At 59.4% G+C, this 18766-nt stretch carries 20 protein-coding genes and 1 pseudogene; 15 read left to right on the top strand and 6 right to left on the bottom strand.

Going from position 1 to position 18766, the window contains the following annotated elements:
- The first annotated feature begins 36 nt into the window (after positions 1–36).
- The 6 genes from ABIB66_RS05060 to ABIB66_RS05035 all read left to right on the top strand — a co-directional run bounded on the left by ABIB66_RS05060 (position 37) and on the right by ABIB66_RS05035 (position 5017).
- Positions 37–1320: an IS256 family transposase gene (locus ABIB66_RS05060; protein WP_354254330.1), complete on the top strand. Its 1284-nt coding sequence runs from the start codon at positions 37–39 to the stop codon at positions 1318–1320.
- Positions 1321–1617: 297 nt separating this feature from the next.
- Positions 1618–2601, top strand: coding sequence for a DUF3618 domain-containing protein (locus ABIB66_RS05055; protein WP_354254327.1), 984 nt, complete (start codon positions 1618–1620; stop codon positions 2599–2601).
- A gap of 92 nt (positions 2602–2693) precedes the next feature.
- Positions 2694–3293 (top strand): hypothetical protein, encoded by a 600-nt coding sequence (locus ABIB66_RS05050; protein ID WP_354254325.1) that lies wholly within the window; start codon positions 2694–2696, stop codon positions 3291–3293.
- Positions 3290–3706 (top strand): phage holin family protein, encoded by a 417-nt coding sequence (locus ABIB66_RS05045; RefSeq protein WP_354206310.1) that lies wholly within the window; start codon positions 3290–3292, stop codon positions 3704–3706. Before ABIB66_RS05050 ends, ABIB66_RS05045 begins: the two co-directional genes overlap by 4 nt.
- The gene (locus ABIB66_RS05040) at positions 3703–4428 is read left to right on the top strand and encodes a hypothetical protein (protein ID WP_354254323.1); all 726 of its coding nucleotides are present in this window, start codon (positions 3703–3705) and stop codon (positions 4426–4428) included. Before ABIB66_RS05045 ends, ABIB66_RS05040 begins: the two co-directional genes overlap by 4 nt.
- Before the next feature lie 403 nt (positions 4429–4831).
- Positions 4832–5017 carry a hypothetical protein gene (locus tag ABIB66_RS05035; protein ID WP_354254321.1) on the top strand — a complete coding sequence of 62 codons (186 nt, stop codon included), beginning with the start codon at positions 4832–4834 and terminating at the stop codon, positions 5015–5017.
- Positions 5018–5065: 48 nt separating this feature from the next.
- Here ABIB66_RS05035 and ABIB66_RS05030 read toward each other — a convergent pair whose 3' ends face one another.
- The 4 genes from ABIB66_RS05030 to ABIB66_RS05015 form a co-directional block, all read right to left on the bottom strand.
- Complete coding sequence (locus tag ABIB66_RS05030; RefSeq protein WP_354254318.1) at positions 5066–6193, bottom strand: YihY/virulence factor BrkB family protein; 1128 nt, start codon at positions 6191–6193, stop codon at positions 5066–5068.
- Between the two features lie 205 nt (positions 6194–6398).
- The gene (locus tag ABIB66_RS05025; protein WP_354254316.1) at positions 6399–7529 is read right to left on the bottom strand and encodes a PAS domain-containing sensor histidine kinase; all 1131 of its coding nucleotides are present in this window, start codon (positions 7527–7529) and stop codon (positions 6399–6401) included.
- Positions 7529–8320 carry an alpha/beta fold hydrolase gene (locus ABIB66_RS05020; RefSeq protein ID WP_354254314.1) on the bottom strand — a complete coding sequence of 264 codons (792 nt, stop codon included), beginning with the start codon at positions 8318–8320 and terminating at the stop codon, positions 7529–7531. Before ABIB66_RS05020 ends, ABIB66_RS05025 begins: the two co-directional genes overlap by 1 nt.
- 102 nt (positions 8321–8422) lie before the next feature.
- Positions 8423–8788 (bottom strand): response regulator, encoded by a 366-nt coding sequence (locus tag ABIB66_RS05015; RefSeq protein ID WP_354254312.1) that lies wholly within the window; start codon positions 8786–8788, stop codon positions 8423–8425.
- A gap of 102 nt (positions 8789–8890) precedes the next feature.
- On the opposite strand from ABIB66_RS05015, the gene ABIB66_RS05010 reads away from it, so the two are divergent.
- The 8 genes and pseudogenes from ABIB66_RS05010 (at position 8891) to ABIB66_RS04975 (ending at position 14365) form a co-directional block, all read left to right on the top strand.
- The gene (locus ABIB66_RS05010) at positions 8891–9103 is read left to right on the top strand and encodes a hypothetical protein (protein ID WP_354254310.1); all 213 of its coding nucleotides are present in this window, start codon (positions 8891–8893) and stop codon (positions 9101–9103) included.
- A 693-nt stretch (positions 9104–9796) separates the two neighbouring features.
- Positions 9797–11026, top strand: a complete 1230-nt coding sequence (locus ABIB66_RS05005; RefSeq protein ID WP_354254308.1) for an ABC transporter substrate-binding protein — start codon at positions 9797–9799, stop codon at positions 11024–11026.
- Positions 11027–11157: 131 nt separating this feature from the next.
- A complete protein-coding gene (locus ABIB66_RS05000) occupies positions 11158–11472 on the top strand; it encodes a hypothetical protein (RefSeq protein ID WP_354254306.1) in 315 nt (104 codons plus the stop codon).
- Positions 11473–11938: 466 nt separating this feature from the next.
- A complete protein-coding gene (locus tag ABIB66_RS04995; RefSeq protein WP_354254304.1) occupies positions 11939–12157 on the top strand; it encodes a hypothetical protein in 219 nt (72 codons plus the stop codon).
- A 315-nt stretch (positions 12158–12472) separates the two neighbouring features.
- Positions 12473–12634: pseudogene (locus ABIB66_RS43545) on the top strand (oxidoreductase); the annotation flags it as partial.
- 362 nt (positions 12635–12996) lie between these two features.
- Positions 12997–13215 carry a hypothetical protein gene (locus tag ABIB66_RS04985; protein ID WP_354254302.1) on the top strand — a complete coding sequence of 73 codons (219 nt, stop codon included), beginning with the start codon at positions 12997–12999 and terminating at the stop codon, positions 13213–13215.
- Positions 13216–13403: 188 nt separating this feature from the next.
- Positions 13404–13847, top strand: a complete 444-nt coding sequence (locus ABIB66_RS04980; protein WP_354254300.1) for a low affinity iron permease family protein — start codon at positions 13404–13406, stop codon at positions 13845–13847.
- 2 nt (positions 13848–13849) lie between these two features.
- A complete protein-coding gene (locus ABIB66_RS04975) occupies positions 13850–14365 on the top strand; it encodes a DUF1003 domain-containing protein (protein ID WP_354254299.1) in 516 nt (171 codons plus the stop codon).
- A gap of 104 nt (positions 14366–14469) precedes the next feature.
- On the opposite strand, the gene ABIB66_RS04970 is transcribed toward ABIB66_RS04975, so the two are convergent.
- Together ABIB66_RS04970 and ABIB66_RS04965 are read right to left on the bottom strand one after the other, a co-directional pair.
- Positions 14470–15825 carry a carbohydrate porin gene (locus tag ABIB66_RS04970; protein WP_354254297.1) on the bottom strand — a complete coding sequence of 452 codons (1356 nt, stop codon included), beginning with the start codon at positions 15823–15825 and terminating at the stop codon, positions 14470–14472.
- Between the two features lie 720 nt (positions 15826–16545).
- Complete coding sequence (locus tag ABIB66_RS04965; RefSeq protein ID WP_354254296.1) at positions 16546–17415, bottom strand: transglutaminase family protein; 870 nt, start codon at positions 17413–17415, stop codon at positions 16546–16548.
- A gap of 176 nt (positions 17416–17591) precedes the next feature.
- Here ABIB66_RS04965 and ABIB66_RS04960 point away from each other — a divergent pair, with 176 nt between their 5' ends.
- Entirely contained in the window at positions 17592–18473 is an 882-nt protein-coding gene (locus ABIB66_RS04960; protein ID WP_354254294.1) for a transglutaminase-like domain-containing protein, read from the top strand.
- The last annotated feature ends 293 nt before the right edge of the window (positions 18474–18766 follow it).

Raw genomic sequence — 18766 nt, 5'->3', positions numbered from 1 at the left:
GACGCCTCCACTTCTCCACCGAAGGAGCGATATGCCGTGTCCAACGATAACGTCATCCAGCTGATTCAGCCAGGAATCTTCGACGATCAACTCACAGAAGTCTTGCGCAACGGGGCACGTGCCCTTCTCGCCAAGGCGGTCGAGGCCGAAGTCGCAGACTTTCTCGGCCAGCATGCCGATTTGAAGACCGCGGACGGCCACCAGCGCCTCGTGCGCCACGGTCACCTGCCGGAACGCGAGGTGATGACCGGCATCGGTCCGGTCGCCGTCCGCCAGCCACGTGTACGCGATCGCGAGGCGGCCGCTACCGATCCTGGTCGCATCCGGTTCTCTCCGTCGATCCTACCGCCCTACATGCGCCGCTCGAAATCGATCGAGACGCTGCTGCCGATCCTTTACCTGAAGGGTATCTCCACCGGCGACTTCTCGGAGGCGCTGGCGGCGCTGCTCGGCAAGGATGCTGCCGGGTTGTCGGCATCCGCCATCGGTCGGCTGAAGGACGGTTGGATCGACGAACACGCCGCGTGGCAGGGACGTGATCTGTCGGCGAAGCGCTACGTTTACATCTGGGCCGATGGCATCCATCTGGAGGCGCGGCTCGAAGACGAAAAGCAGTGCATCCTGGTGCTGATCGGTGCGACGCCGGAAGGCCGTAAGGAACTGGTCGGCTTCACCGATGGTGCCCGCGAGAGCGCGTACGACTGGCGCGATCTGCTGCTTGATCTGAAGCGGCGCGGGCTCGCCGTGCCTCCGCGGCTCGTTATCGCCGATGGCGCGCTCGGCTTCTGGAAAGCTGCCGGCGAGGTCTGGCCGAAAACGCGCGAGCAGCGCTGCTGGGTGCACAAGACCGCGAACGTGCTCGCCAAGTTGCCGAAGAGCCAGCAGCCGAAAGCCAAACGCGCGTTGCAGGAGATCTGGATGGCTGAAACGAAGGTCGCCGCCGAGCTGGCGTTCGGCGCCTTCATCGAGAGCTACGCGCTGAAATACGAGAAGGCGGCCGACTGCCTGAGCAAGGATCGGGACACGCTACTGGCGTTCTACGACTTCCCCGCCGAGCACTGGAAACACCTGCGGACGACCAATCCCATTGAAAGCACCTTCGCCACCGTGCGCCACCGCACCATCCGATCGAAGGGTTGCCTGTCCAACAGGACGGCGCTCGCGATGGTCTTCAAACTGCTTGAGGCCGCGCACAAAAGCTGGCGTCGTCTCGATGGCCACAACCAGTTGCCAAAACTCGTTCTTGGTGTGACATTCAACGACGGGATCGAGGTCGTCGCTAAACCGACTGACCGTCAGCCCATAACCGCCGCCGCCTGACCGGCTCAGGCCGTCACCAAAATTCGGCGATAGCTCTCTCTCCCCATGAAGGTCGACAGAACAGACCACGCAGCAGCCTGCACCCGGTCGGCTGACATCTACTCCCGCCTGAGCTGCCGCTAACACCTCGTGAGTCGTATTGCAGTCTCGCGTTTGGCCACGATCAGATCACGCTCTCGCCCGAGCCAAGTGTGCTCTGTGGATGGAATGCATCGCCGTGGAGCGGGTCAGGAGGAACAATTCAAAACAACGTGAGTTCGATTACAAGAAATCCGAAAAGCGAGAGAGGGTGATGCGATGGCGCGGTCCGTGGAAGAATTAAGACGTGACTCCGAGCGAAGTCGCGCTGAGTTGGCCGCTACGGTCGATCGGCTGAAAGAGCAGGTCTCGGAGACGGCCGAGGACATCCGCCACAAGGTGTCGCCGCAGCACATCAAGTCGGAAGTATCCGACTACGTCAGCCACACGACAAAGAGCTGGGTCGACGGACTGAAACAGCAAATCATGGACAACCCGATGCGGACCGTGGCCGCCGGGACAGCCGTGGCGGTTCCACTCCTGCGCTTGGCACGCGGTGTCCCCTTGCCGCTTTTGATGATCGGTGCCGGCTTGGCGCTCACCTCGAAGACCGTGCGAGATGGCGCCGCCGAGGTTTCCGGCCCTGCGATGGACAAGGCGGGCGAGGTTTTCGAGGACATGGCGGGCCGAGCGCGCGCTATGCAAGGCAATCTCGCGGATCAAGTATCTTCTGCCCGGGATCAGGCCGCCAGCATGGCCGATGAGGCGCAAGATTCGACTGCCGGTCTCGCGGCGGATTTGCGCGCACGGGCCAACCAGGCCGCCGATAGCATTGGCGAGAAGCTCAAGAGCGGGGTGGATGCGGCGAAGGACAGTGCTTCCGCAGCGAAGGACGCGGCCGGAAGGGCGCCCCAACAAGCTCGCGCGATTATCAGCGACAATGCCGCGCTGATCGCCGGTCTTGGCGTCGCGATCGGGGCCATCATCGCAGCCGCTCTTCCGGAAACCAAGGTTGAAGCCAAGGCAATGGGCCAAGCGAGTGACGGCGTGAAGCGGGCCGCCGCCGAGGCCGCTCAGTCGGGATTTGACGCAGGAAAAGAAGCCGCAATGTCGGCAGCCGACGCGGCAACAAACAGAGTCGCTGAGGCCGGTCTCGGTGAGCATGCAAGCCGCATGACTCAGAACCTCGCTGACTCCCTCAAGACAGCCGCCGACGATGTCATCGGAGCCGCTTTCAATCCCTCCCGCAATTCCAATACCTGAAGGAACCCGTCATGAGCGATCTAGACCTGAGCAGAGGCGCGAATTCTAATCAAAAGCGGGACGCGGGATCTCCCAAGAACCTGAAGGACCAAATGACCGAGGCTGGAGCGACTGTGAAGCAGCGGGCCGGCGAGGCCTTTCAGGCAACCGCTGACGTCGCCCAGGACAAGTTCAAGGAAGCCGGGGATGCGGCCAAGGACCTCGCTTCGGGGACCATGGACCAGATTCGCGGCCAGGCACGCGAGCAGCAGCGCTCTGGAGCCGAGTTCATTGAGCGACTTGCCGGCAATGTTCGGGAAGCAGCTCGCGCTTTCGAGAGCGACGTGCCGATCGCCGCCCGCGGCATCAACTCCGCCGCGGACTATGTTGAAGATGCCGCCGAGAAGATCCGCAACGGCAGCTTCCGCGATCTCCTCGATGGCGCAACCGATTTCGCGAAACGCCAGCCAGCCGCTTTCCTTGGCGTTTCGGTGCTCGCCGGTTTCGCCGCCGTCCGTTTCTTGAAGGCCTCCGGCGGTGACTCTCCTTCATCGCGACCTGGAATGAAAAGTGGAACGTCGTCGACGCAGGACGAGGCCTGGCGCGGAACCACGTCTTCCACCGGAGCCGGGCACGCGTCCACGCAGGACTCATCGGTGTCCGGCAACAATCCGCAGGGAACGACGTCCTTCAAAGGCGGCAGCGTGTCATGACCATTCAGCACGATATCAAGACAAGCCAGAACGATCTTCGGACCATCTCCACGCTGGTGGCGGACGCAATGGGGCAGTTCGCCAAGCTGTTCCAGAACGAGATTGACTTGGCCAAGGCTGAACTCAGCGACAGGGTGCAGAAGATAACGGGAGCAGCAGGCCTCATTGCCGGTGGCGCCCTTCTGGTGATCCCCGCCATTGTAATGGCGCTGTTCGCATTGTCGGCCGCGTTGATCTCCGCGGGATGGTCGCAACCGCTTTCCTACCTCACATCGGCGATTCTCGCTGGCGCCATTGCGGGCGTGCTGTTTGCGGTCGGCATCAACCGGCTGGACGCCCGTAATCTTGCGCCGCGGGAGACCATCCGGCAGCTGGAAAAGGACAAGGACACTGTGAAGGGAATGGTCCGATGAGCAGCACGCAAACTGGCTTTTTCGACAATCTGGTCGCAGCGGCCAAGGAAAATCCCCTTGCCGCCGTCCTCATTGGAGGCGGCGCGCTGTGGCTTATGGCTGGGGACGACAGGATCAACGGCGCGGCTCGGTCCACCGCGACGGCCGCCTCCGGTGTGGTCGATGGCGGGATCAGCACGATGCGGACTGCGGCATCGACGCTCCAGCGCACTACGGCCCCTCCCACGGCGCCTGAGATGGATCACGAAGGGTCACTCGATGGCGGCGATACGTTGCGGTCAGCAAAGGACGACGCAGCGGGCATTCTGTCAGGGACGGCGGAGAAGATGAAGGCTCAGTTCGAAGATGGGGTAGATATGGTGCGGGACAGCTTCGCCAAAGTGGGCGGCCAGATTCCGGGCGGCGACGCCGTCTCCAAAGCAAAGTCGACATTGTCTGATGTGCTTGAAAAGCAACCGCTGGTGCTTGGCGTAGTCGGCTTGGCCATCGGCGCCGCAGTCGCAGGGGCATTTAGAACAACCGACATCGAGAATGAGTATGTCGGAGAGACCAGCGATGCTGTGAAGGCCGATCTGAACAGCCGTGTTGGTGCCGTCTCGCAGGCGTTGCGCGAAAACTCCGACACGCTGTTAGCAGAGGTCTCCGATACCGGCGCCGAGGCTCTCGATCGGATCAGGCAGACCGGGATGGATGCAGTCGGAGCAGTGGCCAAGTCGCTGTAATGTTTGTGAACTCGGAAGAAAGTCGTCGCGACGCCCGCGGCGACTCTTCCGAATTTGTCCGCGTACAACATCGGCGCATCATCTAGGTCGCGGTCCCCAATACGTGCTCAGCGCTGCTCGTAGCAGTGCATCGAAGCAGAAGATTTGCTTCGGCGAGCGTGCGCGCCCTCAACGCTCCACCAAGAAGTGGTCATCGCGATGACCGCTTGGGGTCACAAGCCGCAGAACTGGCGGCCGGCCGCAAGCTTCCGTTACCCTTGTGAGCCGACGCGCAGCAAAACCGCCCCAACGGAAGCGAGTGCCAAGAAGCGGCGGTCCGGCCGTATCGCCTGTCAACTAAGCTATCGACCGGGGAACCGCATGGGTCTACCAATGTCGAAACGGAGATTGGCGGAGTCCTCCGGTGAGGCTGCTGACCGAGTACATCGAACGCGCTCTTCAGTTCGAAGAGTTGGCGAAAAGCGAAGCCGATCCAACGTTCAAGTCGGAGTTGCTGAAGCAAGCGACGGCCTACAGGAAGCTGGCGGCTCAGCGAGCGCAGAAGTATGGCCTCCCGGCGCCAAGCCTACCCACGAAGGATGAGTCCTAGCGCACTTTCGTCTCCTGGTCTTTCCGGCTTTGGGCTGTCGTACCCGTTTCATCTTTGTGCAGAACCTACCGTGTCTGCCGCGCGCGCTCCTCTGGCGCCGAGCGGCTTCGAGGCGCCGGTCGTGGTGTCGCGAACGGTCTGGTGCTCCATCTCCGCGTCGATCTCCGCGCCTACCAGAACGACGATGGCCGAGATCCACAGCCAGGTCATGAAGCCGATGATGGCGCCGAGCGAGCCGTAGGTTTCGTTGAACTTGCCGAAGTTCGCCGCGTACCAGGAGAAGGCGCCGGAAACTCCGATCCAGAGCAGAGCGGCGATCGCGCTGCCCCAGGTCACCCACCGCCAACGCGCCGTCTCCCGGCTGGGCCCATAGCGATAGATCACTGCGAGCGCGAGCGTCAGGATGAGAAACATCGCCGGCCACCGTCCAATCCGGAGCAGCAGGTCGCCTGCGGCGGACAACCCAACATAGCTCAGGATGACGGGCAGGACGACGATGGACCCAAGCGCCGCGATCACGAACACGATGCCGCCGAGCGTGAAGCCAAGCGAGACGGCGTTGAGCTTGACGAAGCCGCGTTTCTCGTCCTCGCCATGGACGATGTTGAGCGTGTCGAACAGGGACTTCATGGCCGCATTGGCGCTCCAAAGCGAAGTGCCCAAACCGATCGCGAACGTGATGCCGAGGGTATGAGAACCCTTTGAGGACACCCTGGTGAGTTGCTCGCGTGCAACGTCGACCGCGCCGCCGGGTAGGAACCCGCCCAGCTGATCCAGGTGCCGGGTCATGCTGGTAGGATCGGCGAATAGGCCGTAGACGGCGACCAGCGCTGCGATGGCTGGAAATATGGCCAGGATGCTGTAGTAGGTCATGCCCGCGGCGAGTGCCAGAACGCGATGCTTCGAGATGTTCGCGTAGACCCGCAGAAGGATGTCCTTCCAACCGCGCGCCGGGATCTCGGAAGGGGTGGTCGCCTGACGTCCCCGCGCTTTTCCTTGAGCGTCAGCCTGAGGGCTGGACTGGGGGACAATGGACGGACTTTCGGATCGCTCCTCCCAAAACTGCAGCAAGTGGTCCGAGATGAGCGCGATCCCCACCAACGCCAGTGTCGACGCCACTGTGCGGCCTGTCGGCTGCGGCCTCGAAACTTCGCTTGCTTCCTTGCGACCGAACATCCGGATCCTCATGGGCTTGGAAAAGACCCGATAACAGGCTTACAAGTCGGAACGTTCCTCGCGCGGGAGGCAGTTCGGCAGGCCACATGCGAAGAATGTGGCGCGCTTAGTACGGCCGAGGGGAGATGCCGCTACTTAGCCCGAGGGACGAATGGCCTCGCGCGGGGACAGGAACCGGCCGCAATGATCGCAAACTGGCTCAAAATCATTCAGAGGCGTCCAGCGGCATCGAGAACGTGAACCGGGTTTCCTCCGGAGTCGACGTCACCGACAGCGTTCCTTTGTGAGCTTCTGCGATCTGGGACGCGATATAAAGGCCCAACCCGAGACCCTGACGGCTGGCGCGGGCCTTTCCCCGAAAGAATGGCTCGAACAGCTTGTCCATCGCGTCCGGCGGAATGACATCCCCTGCATTGGAGACCCAAAGTTCGAACTTGGTCGCGGTCGTCTCGGCATGGACCACGACGGGCTTGTTCGCGGACCCGTGCGTCAGCGCATTACCCAGCAGGTTGGATAGGAGCTGACCTATCCTGGTGCGGTCGCAATTCACCGGTCGATCGATGTCAAATTCGGCTTCGATCACCCGTCCGGGCGTCGCCAATCTGAGCTCATCGACGACTTGAGCGAGAGTGCGCTCCAGCGGTTCGGTTGCATTGCGGTCGAGAGATATTCCACCGCCGAGCCGGCCGCGCGCGAAGTCGAGCACGTCGTCGATCAGCGCGGACATCCGCATCACGGTCGTCTGCATCATCGCGATGATTCGGCGCTCCTTCTCGCTCTGGACGGTGCGGTCCAGGATGCGGGCGCCGGCGCTGATCGAGGCAAGCGGATTGCGGAGGTCGTGACCCAGGACCGCAATGAACTGCTCGCGCAGCTCGGAGGCCTGGTTCTCGCGCTGAAGCCGCTCCTCGATCGCCTTTTCGGCCGCTTTGGCCAACTCGCGCGCCGCAAGCAGCTCCTGTTCGTACCGCCGCCGATCGGTCGCCTTGATCAGTGCGAGCCGTATCAGCAGCAGCTTGCCGTCAGCATCCCGGCGCTCGTTGGCGTTCGCGATCATCTGCAGCGGGGTATCGTCCGCGGCAAGCATGTCGATAGCGAATTCCTGAAAGGACCCCTGCATACGCAAAAGCGGCGCGATGTGGGTTTCGTAGTAAATGCGGCCCGGCATGGTCAGGAAGTCGCTGAAGCGCTTACCGACCATCTGCTCGGCCGAACGTCCGCTCCAGTCCAGGAACGTCCGGTTCACCTGATCGACGCGGCCGTTCGCCTGCAGGGTGATGTACCCGCACGGTGCGTTCTCGACCAAGTCCTGGAAATCGGGGCGGGAGACGTCCACTAGACGAATGTCCGCATCGCCTCAACCACTTCATCGGGCGCGCTGAGGTTGGGACAGTGGCCTGTCGCCTCCAGGACAATCATCCGACTCTTGGGAATGTTGCGGTTCACGTAGTCGCCGACCTCCTGCGACGCGATGATGTCTTCGGTACATTGCAAGACCAGGGTCGGGACGCTGACGCCCGGAAGATCGTTGCGATTGTCGGACGTGAAGGTCACCCGGGCGAACGCCTTTGCGATCTCGGGGTCCGTTCGGCAGAAGCTGTTGGTCAGCTCCTGGCCAAGCTCCGGCCGATTCGGATTGCCCATGATCGCCGGCGCCATCTGGGCGGACCAGCCCATGTGGTTGGATTCCAGAAACTGCAGCAGCTCCTCGATCTGCTTGGCGCTGAAGCCCCCCACATAGCCCTCATCGTCGATGTAACGGGCGGAAGGGCCGATGAGCACCAGCTTTCCGAACATGCCCTCTGACTTTTGCTCGGCGAGCACACCGATCATGCTGCTGACGGAATGCCCGACGAACACCGCATCTTTCAGCTCCAGTTCGCGGCCGATCTCGACCACGTCGTCGGCATAACCCGCGAGGCTCGAATACTTGGTGCGATCGTACGCGGAAAGATCCGAACCGCCGGCGCCGACGTGATCGAACAAGACCGTCGTGAACTCCTTTTCGAAGGCCGCCGCCACGAAGCGCCACATGTTCTGGTCGCATCCGAAGCCGTGGGCGAAGACCATCGCCCGATCGCCCTCGCCGCGGACGTGCACATTGTTGCGTTCGATCACACCTGACATAGGCACTCCTGACTCGTTGCGGGCCTGTCGCCTCACCTTAGCCGTGCTTGTTGGGAAAATGCGAGTGCCGGGCGCGCAAAAGAGATGCCCACATCGGCTGGTCTAGTGCGAGATGTTCCGGCTTCCCCTCGCCATCTCTCGCACGGCGCTGACGATCGCGTCGGGATGGTACGGCTTCTGCAAACATCGGCTGCCCGGAACCGGACGGGCCGCGACCGGAGAGTAGCCGGTCGCGTAGATCACGGGCAGGTCGGGATCGTGCTCGCGGCAGCGCTCCGCGATCTCCCATCCATCGATGCGGCCCGGCAATCTGATATCCGTGACGAGAAAGTCCGGCTCGTGCCCTCCGCACCAGGCCAACGCCTGCTCCCCGTTCTCCGCCTCGACAACCTCGAATCCTTGCTCGCGCAACGCCTCGACGACGAATTCTCGAATTAGTTCATCATCTTCGACGACAAGTATGCGCACAGGCAGTGCCTCAAACGTTTGATTGGTGCGGAATCAGGAACGGCTGGCGACTTGGGATGTTCCGGCCCGGTGCGCAGGCACTCAGGCAAGGGTCAGCAACCCGTGGATTCGCTGGTCGGGCGTAACACTGTGCTGCAGTTGCTCAATCCGGTCTGCAGGATGCACATCCAGCCGCGGCGAGAAGGGAAGCTTTCGATCCAGGCAGACCGGGCGGCCCAGGCCACGGTGCTGGTCGGCGATGACGATCCGGACGTGCGTGCCTTCCTGACAGATTCGCCTGCCGCATCGCTGCTTCTCGATTTGAAGCGGCATTAACCCAACAATCAAGTCGCCTTAATCCAGGCCAAATGTCGTCTATGGTTTGGTGCTCCGAGGTGGGCATCGCTGTGATCAAGGTCGTCGTACTTGGACTGGTTTGCGTCGGGGGTATTGGTGCTATTGCTGCCGCCGCCTCCAAGTCTGCTCCGGCGCCGACACCTTCGATCGCTTATCCTGTTGTAGCCGGCAACAAGGCTGATCGGCTATCGCTGGTCAGCATGCAGGACGTCCAGCCAACTGTTGAGAAGGTTGCCCCCGCCTTTACGACACCTTCCGAGCCGCCGACGTCGCCGCCAAAGGAAGTGGCCAATGCGAAGGCTCCACAATTCATTGCTCGCCACTGGCACGATCCTAATGACACCCGAGTCAGCGCGAGAAATCCAAAGTCGGAGCCTTCGAGAAGCACCTCACGGAACGGCCTGTCCGGTACCAAGTTGGCTGACGCGCAAGAGTGCCGAGTCGATGGCCTAAGCTCCATGCTGCGCAAGCTCAACTTGCAGCCCGGCTGCCCCCGCTAATTCCTGCGGAAGGAATTGTGCGCTGCGTCTAAGCTTGGCTTTCTCCCTCTGAAGTCAAACGGCTTGCACGTTTCGTTGCTGCCGCGCGCTGTTCTCATGCATACTCGCTAATGCGCGGCTGAACAGCTCACAAGAATGGCTGAAACAGTTTGTGCTTTAAGGGAGGACAACGATGCGTCGTTCTTACGTTAGCTTTGTCTATTCGACCGCAATCGCGTTGGCACTTGCGGCCACGCTCTCCTCGACAACCTACGCCCAGAAAAAGTACGATCCAGGAGCAACCGACACTGAGATCAAGATCGGCAACATCATGCCGTACTCCGGTCCAGCATCGGCGTACGCTACGATCGGCAAAACTGAAGCCGCCTACTTCACCAAGATCAATTCTGAAGGCGGTATCAACGGTCGGAAGATCAACTTTATCTCTTATGACGATACGTACAGCCCGCCTAAGACGGTCGAGCAAGCTCGTAAGCTCGTTGAGAGCGATGAGGTGTTGTTGATTTTCAATCCGCTAGGGACGCCCGGCAACACCGCTATTCAGAAGTACATGAATTCGAAGAAGGTCCCGCAACTGTTCGTATCGACAGGTGCTGCCAAATGGAACGACCCGAAGAATTTCCCCTGGACGATGGGTTGGCAGCCCAGTTACCAGGTCGAAGCGCGCATCTACGGCAAGTATATCCTGCAAAATTACCCGGGTAAGACTGTCGGTGTGCTTTATCAGAACGACGACTTTGGGAAAGACTACGTCACCGGCTTGAAGGATGGCCTTGGTGACCAAGCCAGCAAGCTGATTGTAGTTGAAGCTCCTTATGAGACGAGCTCACCGACAGTCGATTCTCAGGTCGTGCAGATCAAGGGTGCCAATCCGGACATCTTCGTAAACATAGCGACACCTAAATTTGCCGCCCAGGCGATAAAGAAGGTCGCTGAAATGGGATGGCATCCGGTGCAATTTCTGACAAACGTCTCTGGCTCCATAGGCGGGGTCATCAAGCCTGCGGGCTTCGAGGCCAGCCAGGGCATTCTGTCTACCGCATACCTCAAGGACCCCAAGGATTCAGAGTGGAAGAATGACGCATCGATGAACGAGTGGCGTGCTTTCATGACAAAGTGGTACCCTGAGGGTGATCTCGACGACTCTGCGACTGTCTTTGGCTACGGTGTGGCTAAGGGCCTGGAGCAAGTCCTACGTCAGTGCGGTGACACGCTGACCCGTGAGAATGTAATGAAGCAAGCAGCCAACCTCGATTTTGAGATTGGAATTTACATTACGGGCACACGTATCAAAACAGGCCCCGACGATTTCGCCCCGATCGAGCAGCTCCAGATGATGCGATTTAAGGGAGAAAGCTGGGAGAGGTTCGGGCCGATTATGAGCGGTGCGCGAGGATCCTGATCGACCATTTTGCGGTTGTACTTTGGCCCGCACCGCTCGTTAATCGAATAGGTGCGGGCCAGAGCGGCCGACTGTCATTCTTCAAGAATCTTTTGAGAAGCGCGATCGGGGCATCCAATCTGCGAGTCAAAATGACACAGGCTGAAATCGAGACCGAGCTGCTCGCCTTGCGCTCCGAACTTAATGAGCAAGCTACCAGAGCTAAATCTCGCGAGATCGAGTGGCGCAGGCTTGGCTTAATTGCGAAGGGAAGCAGTATATTAGCTTCATTGACCGGCCTGGGGTTCATCATTACGAATCTGATGATCTCGAAGACGCCATCCAATGGCAATTTTCACGACCAACTTGTTATGATGAGTATATTTATGATCTTACTTGCCGTTCCCCTGATGCTCATAGGCCAGGCTTTGCACAAGTCGCCGCAACTGGTTATCGGACGATCCTGACCGGTAGAGTTGTCGGTGGCCTGGGTCGAAGTGACGTGCCGCACATACAGGACCTCAGTAAGCTCCCATTGTACTGGCACAGACAAGCAATAGGGCGGTCTGACTTGGGACCACGAACATGACAAGCTTTCGTACAGGGCTACTCGCTATCGCAACTGCGGCCATTTCGACCGTCGTCTCGGTCTCCACTGCAAGTGCAGGACCATATGATTGGATGAGCAACAAACCATATGTCGCTTGCGTGCAACAGGCTTACAGCCACGGCCAGGTAATTACGCAGCTCTATGGTCATACGGCCGGTGTGATCGCCTACAACCGGGACCGTCGCTCTTGCAACAGGGCGAATGGCTACCCGGATGCCTGATAGTGTTCATGAGTGAGCCGGTAAATTCGCAATCGGCTCACCATGATTTCCGAACGTGCGCTGACACGAACACTTCTGTTGCTCAACAGTGGAATATCTCAGATGCGCTGGTTTCTTTTGAATGTTATTGGCGCGTCGATCGGCTTAGGGATGCTGCTCATTACGGTGTTTGATAACTGGATGAGGGGTTACAGCATATTCTGGTGGGTTATGCTCGCGCTTCTCTCGATGTTCTCGATCCTAATCAACGCACTGATGTTGGTTGTGCAAATTAAGCGATCCAGCGCAATAGCATCACCCGCGGCGGTTCGGGAGAGCTAGCCGGACCCACGAAAGTTAGCTTCAGCCCGCTACTAGCGTTGGTGGCCTAATCCGATCCCAAGCTTCAATGCTTTCTGGCGCAAGAAACCTACGGACCTCTTCGTCAGCTTTGCGATCTTGGTAACTGGTGTTCTTGCTTTCGAATGAGCCAGCAACTCCTTCACATCTTCCTTGGTGTATTCCCGCCTGACTGTCTTCTTTGATGTTTGGCCATGTCGACTCCGATTAACTGGAGTGGCCTTCTACCATGATTGGCTTGATGAGCAACTTGATTGCACGAAGGCTAATCAGTTTCGCTATCTGCACTCGACCAGCGTCAATGGCCTGCGCGCCTGCTGCCTGATGCCGGGCGAGGTGGCGACCACGATCCTGAAGCTGCGCCCGGTGGTGCCGAGCGAGGAGGAGCAGGCCAGGATGCTGCAATCCGAAGATCTCGGCCGCTCCATCGCCTTCATCGCGCTGCCAACGCCAATCTGTTTTCCCGCCTGTTCGACGGCCTGGACGATCCGAAGCGCCTCGCGATCGAGACGCATGATGGAGGGCGCATCCATTTTTATTCACTGCCGTTGGGATGCAGATAGGCAATGCGATGGATAGTTGCCGATAAGGCGGTCTTTGATGTTTATGGAATTTGAAAGTTTAGATGCTGGGCTGGATTGTGCCAGCCTTGCGGCTTGTGAACCATCATATCTCCGTTCTGTGCGAAGTGCTGGTAGCCGCCGTTACACCGGCGTCCATGACCGACATGAAATGCCGTGCCTTGACTTCAAGCTACTGCGGGAACTGCCACCTTTTCCTGGCGTTAGCCGAGGGGAATCGGTGCGGAGAGCAAAGCCTTTATGCAGAACTTCGCTAATGCAGCGTTTTCGCCGGACGTGATCGCTGCGATGACCTCCGCTCTTGAGGCTGCCGTCGCGAATTTGCCGGAGCCGGTGCATTTGTCTCACGTCAACCTTCTTGCAGAGTCAATCCTCCGTACTGCAGGTGCAGGGGAACGCGACCCCGCGGCCTTGCAGAGGCTGGCGCTCATTGAGCTACAACTGGTGCGCAGAGATTAGCTTGACCAAGGGAGCCTGACGTCGGTGTGCCATCTGAAAAGGGGCGGGGGAGTTGATGAGGCGTGCTTCGCGACCTTTTGAACAGGCTTTAAGGGCTTGTGCGTGACGCCAGGGCGAGCGTGCGCTCTCAGTTCCACAGAATGGAACTCTTGTCGGGCCGCAACATTGTACTCGGAGAGGCCAAGACCATGAGCCACCAACCATCCTCGATTTCCTCATTCTTTGGTAATCTGGCCAACGAGACTTCGCTTGCGGCTGGGCGCGCCTCAACCTTCCTGTTAGCCGCGGGTGTGGTGGTAGGATGGGGCATAAGCGGCCCGCTCTTCCACTTCTCGGACACTTGGCAGTTGGTCATTAATACTGGCACCACAATCGTAACTTTCCTTATGGTATTTCTGATTCAGAATTCGCAAAACCGGGACAGCGCCGCCATTCAGGTAAAGCTTGACGAACTCATTCGCGTGAGCGCAGCGCGCAATAGTCTCGTTGGAATCGAGCACCTCACAGACGATGAGATTGAGGAGCTTCGCTCAAAATGTGAAGCGCGTGCCAAGGCCGAAAAAGCCGGAGATGAGACACTCGACCGGACCCGACAGTCAGCGCGGCGAGCCGCCGAGCAGATCGCCAGCTGACGATGTCAACGCCGACATCATCGAAAAGACCGGTAGAAAATATCGACGCCATCCTGCGGCTTGAAAAGCAGGATGAGGAAAAGATCGCTCTTCATCATCGTTTTTTTCATGCCATCGGATCGTTTGCGGGCACTCCGCAGTTCGTTGTGCTGCAGTGCGGGGCGGTGGTGTGTTGGATTGCGTTCGGCGGGGTATTCCCGGATCGCGCGCTTGATCCATTCCCGTTCCCGCTGCTCGGGACATTCCTCGCGCTAGAGGCGGTACTTCTCACCTCCTGCGTCCTCATTCGCCAAAATGCGACCGACCGCATTTTGGAGAAGCGGGATCGTCTAGAACTTCAGATTAATCTGCTCTCTGAACGGGAGGCGACGCGGTCTTTGAGAATATTGCAGAAGCTTGCCAGGCGGCTGAATGTCGATGACGAGGATTGCCAACAAGACGAATTGGCGCAGGAGACGTCTGTTGATCAACTTGCCCGAGGCTTGCGCGAGCGCGAGCAGGCTGAAAAGGCTCAATGAGATGTCCGCCCGGAAGACGCATAGGGTCGCTCTGATGCCACCTGCGCCATCGTGTTCATCTGCACGAGCTCTTCCTGAGCAGAGTCCGTGCGATGCGCACGGTGCTAGAATTTGAGCGCGGTTCTGAGCCCGAACACCGACGCGTTTTTAAGGGCCTTTCCGGCAAATGGCGTCGCCGGCCCCGTGGCGCCGCCGCCCGGATGGATGATGTATTGGAAGTTTGGCTGCAACGACCAGCCGTCCTTTATCTGGTATTGGTAGACCGTCGTCAGCAACCCCTCGAAGTTTCGAGAGGGCCAGTTGGCATTCACCAGCATGCGGTAGTCGGCGTCGAGCGCCTGCGCCCGTTTGGACACATGGGCATAGCCCGCGGCGATCCCGAACTTGTCATCGGGCCGGTCGTCACGAAGCCCGATGAACTCGACGCCGGCATCAGCGTAGAGATCGATGAGGTTGCGATCAGCGGGCGCGCCGGCGGCCCTTGCGAACACACCAATCCCGCGATCGTCGCTGTGAGGCACGCGGTAGATCTGTTGCTCAAAGACCGCCCAACCACCGATGTCTCCTGCGAGCAATAGCGGCTCGCCGCTGCTACCGGGAGCGGCGAGCGAGCTGCCGTTCGACGCGAGCTGTTGATCCGCGAAAGAGCCAAAGTGCCGCCAGCCGCCGAACTTGATCTGGCCGGTCAGGTTGGGATCGCCCTTCTTGTTGTTCCAGGCGTACTGGATCTGACCCAGTAGCAACGGCGGATCGTTGACGCGGAAATTGACGCCGTAGCGATTGCGCTCCTGCGGGTCGCCGCCCCGTCCGGGTCCGGCTTGGTCGCCGTCGAAGATCCCGCCCAGAACGGAAAGCTGGTCGGTCACGTTGACCAGTAGCCTTGCGCCCATAGCCGCCAAAGGTGGCGAAGGTCCGCCGCTGGGAAGATTGAGCGACGTGATCGCAGGCCAACCCATTGAGGCGTTGGTGAACACGTCTGTATATTTGGTGTTGAAGAACTCGCTGTCGGCGGCAAGCTGACCCACCTTGAGCGAGATCCTCTTCGCGCCCCACTGCTTCTCGAAATAGGCTTCGTAGAGACGCGTTGCGGGCAGAGCCTCGATTCCGCTGACGACAAAGAAGTTCTGAAGATTGCTCCGGGACAGGCCGTCGCCATGGATCTGGAACATGTTGGCGTGAAAAGTGAGCTTGTCGATGCCGACGAGTTTCTGCAGATCGACATCCACCGCAAGGTTGAGACGGCCTTCGTAGATAGCGCCCTGCTTCAGGCCGCCGGAGGCGTTACCCAACGCCTCGCCGATGTAAGTGGCAGCGAACTTCACGCCATACTTCTGCAGTGGGTTAGGAAGAAGGCCGAGCGTCTTTTCCTCCACGGTGCTCTCACCCGTGTCCGGGTCGGCAGGCTTATCGTCGTCGGTTTTCTTGTCCTCCTGCGCGATCGCACTGGCTGCAAGGAGCAAAACTATCGACACCGAAAGAGCAGCTTTCCGATAAGGCCCTCTTTGTCGGGACACGAGAATTCCTCGTTCTGAAATTGTCTGACGGAATGCCTGATCTTTGACGCGAAGTCCACCGCCCCGATTGCCTCGGAATGCCGCTGGCCGAGGCCGAGCCGGCCTGCAAGTGCCAGTGACGAGCTTCTTGGACGAGGCTGTACCAAGAAGTCGCGGACGAACCTGCTCTTGACGAGCACCAAGTCGTCGACCAGCCGGTGACGTACGGCCGGGAACTGCTTGGTGGAGTTGGCGAGGAGAGCCCGGAGAAGCGATCTGCGCAAGAGAACAACGACCAAAGGACATGCGCGCTATGGGAGTGAGCGCCGTCGATGATCGCACGATAGTCAGGAAAACTGACGAATCGCTCCGAGGAGCTCCGGGAGTACATGGAAGAATGCGAAGGGCTGGAAAACGCCCCAGCCGAATTTGTCTTGAACCATTTCCGAAACATCCGCGTCGCAACGATCCCAAATCGGTGGTCGCTGAGGAACAACTGTACCATCCGCATAACGAGCCGAGGCACTTCTAGGGCAGGTACCGGATGCTGACGTCACGCCAGCCGCGCGCTGCCGTGCGTCGTAGGCAGCAGCAACCTTTGCTCCTCGTCGCTGGTGACCCTGGTGGCGCTCGGGTGGTCGATAGGTGCATTCAAGGGACATCTTCCAGAGTGAGCCCGTCGGGGGGCTACTCCGACTTTACGTTCACTGCAATTTCCATCCCAGCCTCGTCGGCAGGATCGCCACGATAAGTGCCAGAAAGCGGGATAGCCTGAGCTGGGGTCCGAGCGACGCCAACTCTAATGAGGTCCCGATTTCCAACGATGCCGTTGGTTGGATCAAATTCAACCCAACCGGAGCCTGGGACGTAGATCGAACACCAGGCGTGCGTTGAGCCGCCTCCGAGTCGAGCCGGGCCATCACGATCTGGCACATAGACGTATCCGGTGATGAAGCGAGCTGCGAAGCCCAGTGAGCGGGCGCATTCCATCATCAGCAGCGCGAAGTCACGGCAGGTCCCCCGTTGAAGCCCCAGGGTTTCCTCAGGTGTTTGGGTGCCTCGCATTGTGCGCCGCTGGTAGGAAAATCCCTCCGCGATAGCTTCGTTGAGGGTCATGAGCAACTGGGCCGTAGGGCGGTTCACGCCGAGCGGCACGAACTTGGAAAGCCACTCGGGGACTGCTGGATCGGCTGGATAATGGCGACGGATGTATGGGCTTAGATCCGGCAGCTCATTGTCGTCATAAGCGAACGGATGCTCGCGAGCGTATTCCTCAATCCGAAAGTCTGGAGCATTCTCGGGGGTATGCTCGAGACGGATCGTTGTTTCAAACTCCAGCACGTCTGAGAAAGTGTTGAATTCCACCAGCGTGATGCAATTGCCAAAGACGTCGTGTATCCAGCGGATTTCGACCGGCTGCGGACTTATCGAAAGTTCGCAGTCGAGTAGCCGTTGATCGAAACTGTCCCTGGGTCGAAAGAGCAGCTGATGCTGACCAGGCCTTACCGGCCTGCGGTAGCGATAAACGGTGCTGTGGTGAACAGTATAGACGGTCATCGCTTCCACTCGGTAGCGCAAGATAAGACGCGGTCTTAACCAATGTTCGCAAGGGAAATGTTGTTGTCCGCACAACTGCCTTTCATTTCAGCAGGATAGCGGATGAGTTCGCGGAACAAACACCAGCTGGGCGGGCTTATCCGCGACGTCAACGGTGACGGGTAGGGGAGACGGCTTTGAAGATCCGCGCAGGCTACGATATGGCGTTTGAATGCTCCCAAGACGTGCCTATGGTGCTGATGCTCAGTGTCCATCCGTCTCGCCAAACGGATCTCCTTAGTGCCCATCGAATCCATTTCTCGCCGAATGTCTCGGCCGAAAATTACACCGATATGTTTGGGAATATTTGTACGCGTCTCGTCGCCCCGGCCGGGCTGATCGAGATTGGCAACGAATTCGTTATTCAGGACAGCGGACTACCGGATGCGGTAGTAGTTGATGCTGCGCAAGCCCCGGTTCCGGAGTTGCCGGACGGCGCTTTGGTGTACTTGCTGGGTAGTCGGTACTGCGATACGCAACAGCTTTCAGATCTTGCTTGGTCCCTGTTTGGCTCGATCAATGGCGGATGGCAGCGGGTTAAGGCGGTTTGCGACTATACCCATGATCGCATCCAGTTCGGATATGACTTTGCTCGAAGCGATCGCACAGCCTCCGAGGCTCACGAAGAGCGTAGAGGCGTATGTCGCGACTTTGCGCACCTCGCGGTCGCACTTTGCAGGTGCATGAACATTCCCGCGAGATACTGCACAGGATATCTGGGGGATATTGGTGTTCCACGAGACCCTGCTCCGATGGATTTCAGTGCGTGGTTCGAGGCATATATCGGTGGACATTGGTATACATTCGACGCTCGGCACAACCATCCCCGCATTGGTCGGATTGTAATTGCTCGCGGGAGGGATGCGGCGGACGTCGCCATCTCAACGGCGTTCGGGCGATCGCAGCTTGTGCGGTTCAACGTGGTGACTGAGGAAGTGTCCGGTAGTGACGCATTTCCGCTTCAGCCGAGCATGGGCGCGTGGCGCAGCATGGCATCTTCACAGCCGCAGACCGTTTGAGGTGGCAGCCGCGCTCGAAGTACCTTGACTGCTTCGTCAACGAGATATTGTGACAGCGTTGTGGTGGACACTTCAGCACTGATCCGGCGGCTGCGGCGCGCTCGTCTGAGAACCGTCCGCTGCACCTTGTGCATCGATATGGGTTGACCAGCTTGCCTTGCTCGCGCGCGCTGTGCATTACCAGACTACTATTCAGAATAAGACGGCCCCTGTCGGTTTACGATAGGGGGCCCGCGGATGGATGGCATGAGGCCAAGCCGGGGCTTAGGTGTCACGCCGAGGAGCCGCACCTT

Source organism: Bradyrhizobium sp. F1.13.3, assembly GCF_040548265.1.
Taxonomy (GTDB): domain Bacteria; phylum Pseudomonadota; class Alphaproteobacteria; order Rhizobiales; family Xanthobacteraceae; genus Bradyrhizobium.
Note: the sequence above shows the minus strand (reverse complement) of the source record. Positions and strands in the feature narration are given on the sequence as shown.

Excerpts from the sequence above, each read along its gene's own strand:
- ABIB66_RS05030 (WP_354254318.1), bottom strand. The coding sequence starts at position 6,193 with ATGTTCGGTCGCAAGGAAGCAAGCGAAGTTTCGAGGCCGCAGCCGACA.
- ABIB66_RS05045 (WP_354206310.1), top strand. The coding sequence starts at position 3,290 with ATGACCATTCAGCACGATATCAAGACAAGCCAGAACGATCTTCGGACC.
- ABIB66_RS05040 (WP_354254323.1), top strand. The coding sequence starts at position 3,703 with ATGAGCAGCACGCAAACTGGCTTTTTCGACAATCTGGTCGCAGCGGCC.
- ABIB66_RS04980 (WP_354254300.1), top strand. The coding sequence starts at position 13,404 with ATGAGCCACCAACCATCCTCGATTTCCTCATTCTTTGGTAATCTGGCC.
- ABIB66_RS04975 (WP_354254299.1), top strand. The coding sequence starts at position 13,850 with ATGTCAACGCCGACATCATCGAAAAGACCGGTAGAAAATATCGACGCC.
- ABIB66_RS05000 (WP_354254306.1), top strand. The coding sequence starts at position 11,158 with ATGACACAGGCTGAAATCGAGACCGAGCTGCTCGCCTTGCGCTCCGAA.
- ABIB66_RS05055 (WP_354254327.1), top strand. The coding sequence starts at position 1,618 with ATGGCGCGGTCCGTGGAAGAATTAAGACGTGACTCCGAGCGAAGTCGC.
- ABIB66_RS04965 (WP_354254296.1), bottom strand. The coding sequence starts at position 17,415 with ATGACCGTCTATACTGTTCACCACAGCACCGTTTATCGCTACCGCAGG.
- ABIB66_RS04995 (WP_354254304.1), top strand. The coding sequence starts at position 11,939 with ATGCGCTGGTTTCTTTTGAATGTTATTGGCGCGTCGATCGGCTTAGGG.
- ABIB66_RS04985 (WP_354254302.1), top strand. The coding sequence starts at position 12,997 with ATGCAGAACTTCGCTAATGCAGCGTTTTCGCCGGACGTGATCGCTGCG.
- ABIB66_RS05020 (WP_354254314.1), bottom strand. The coding sequence starts at position 8,320 with ATGTCAGGTGTGATCGAACGCAACAATGTGCACGTCCGCGGCGAGGGC.
- ABIB66_RS05050 (WP_354254325.1), top strand. The coding sequence starts at position 2,694 with ATGACCGAGGCTGGAGCGACTGTGAAGCAGCGGGCCGGCGAGGCCTTT.
- ABIB66_RS05005 (WP_354254308.1), top strand. The coding sequence starts at position 9,797 with ATGCGTCGTTCTTACGTTAGCTTTGTCTATTCGACCGCAATCGCGTTG.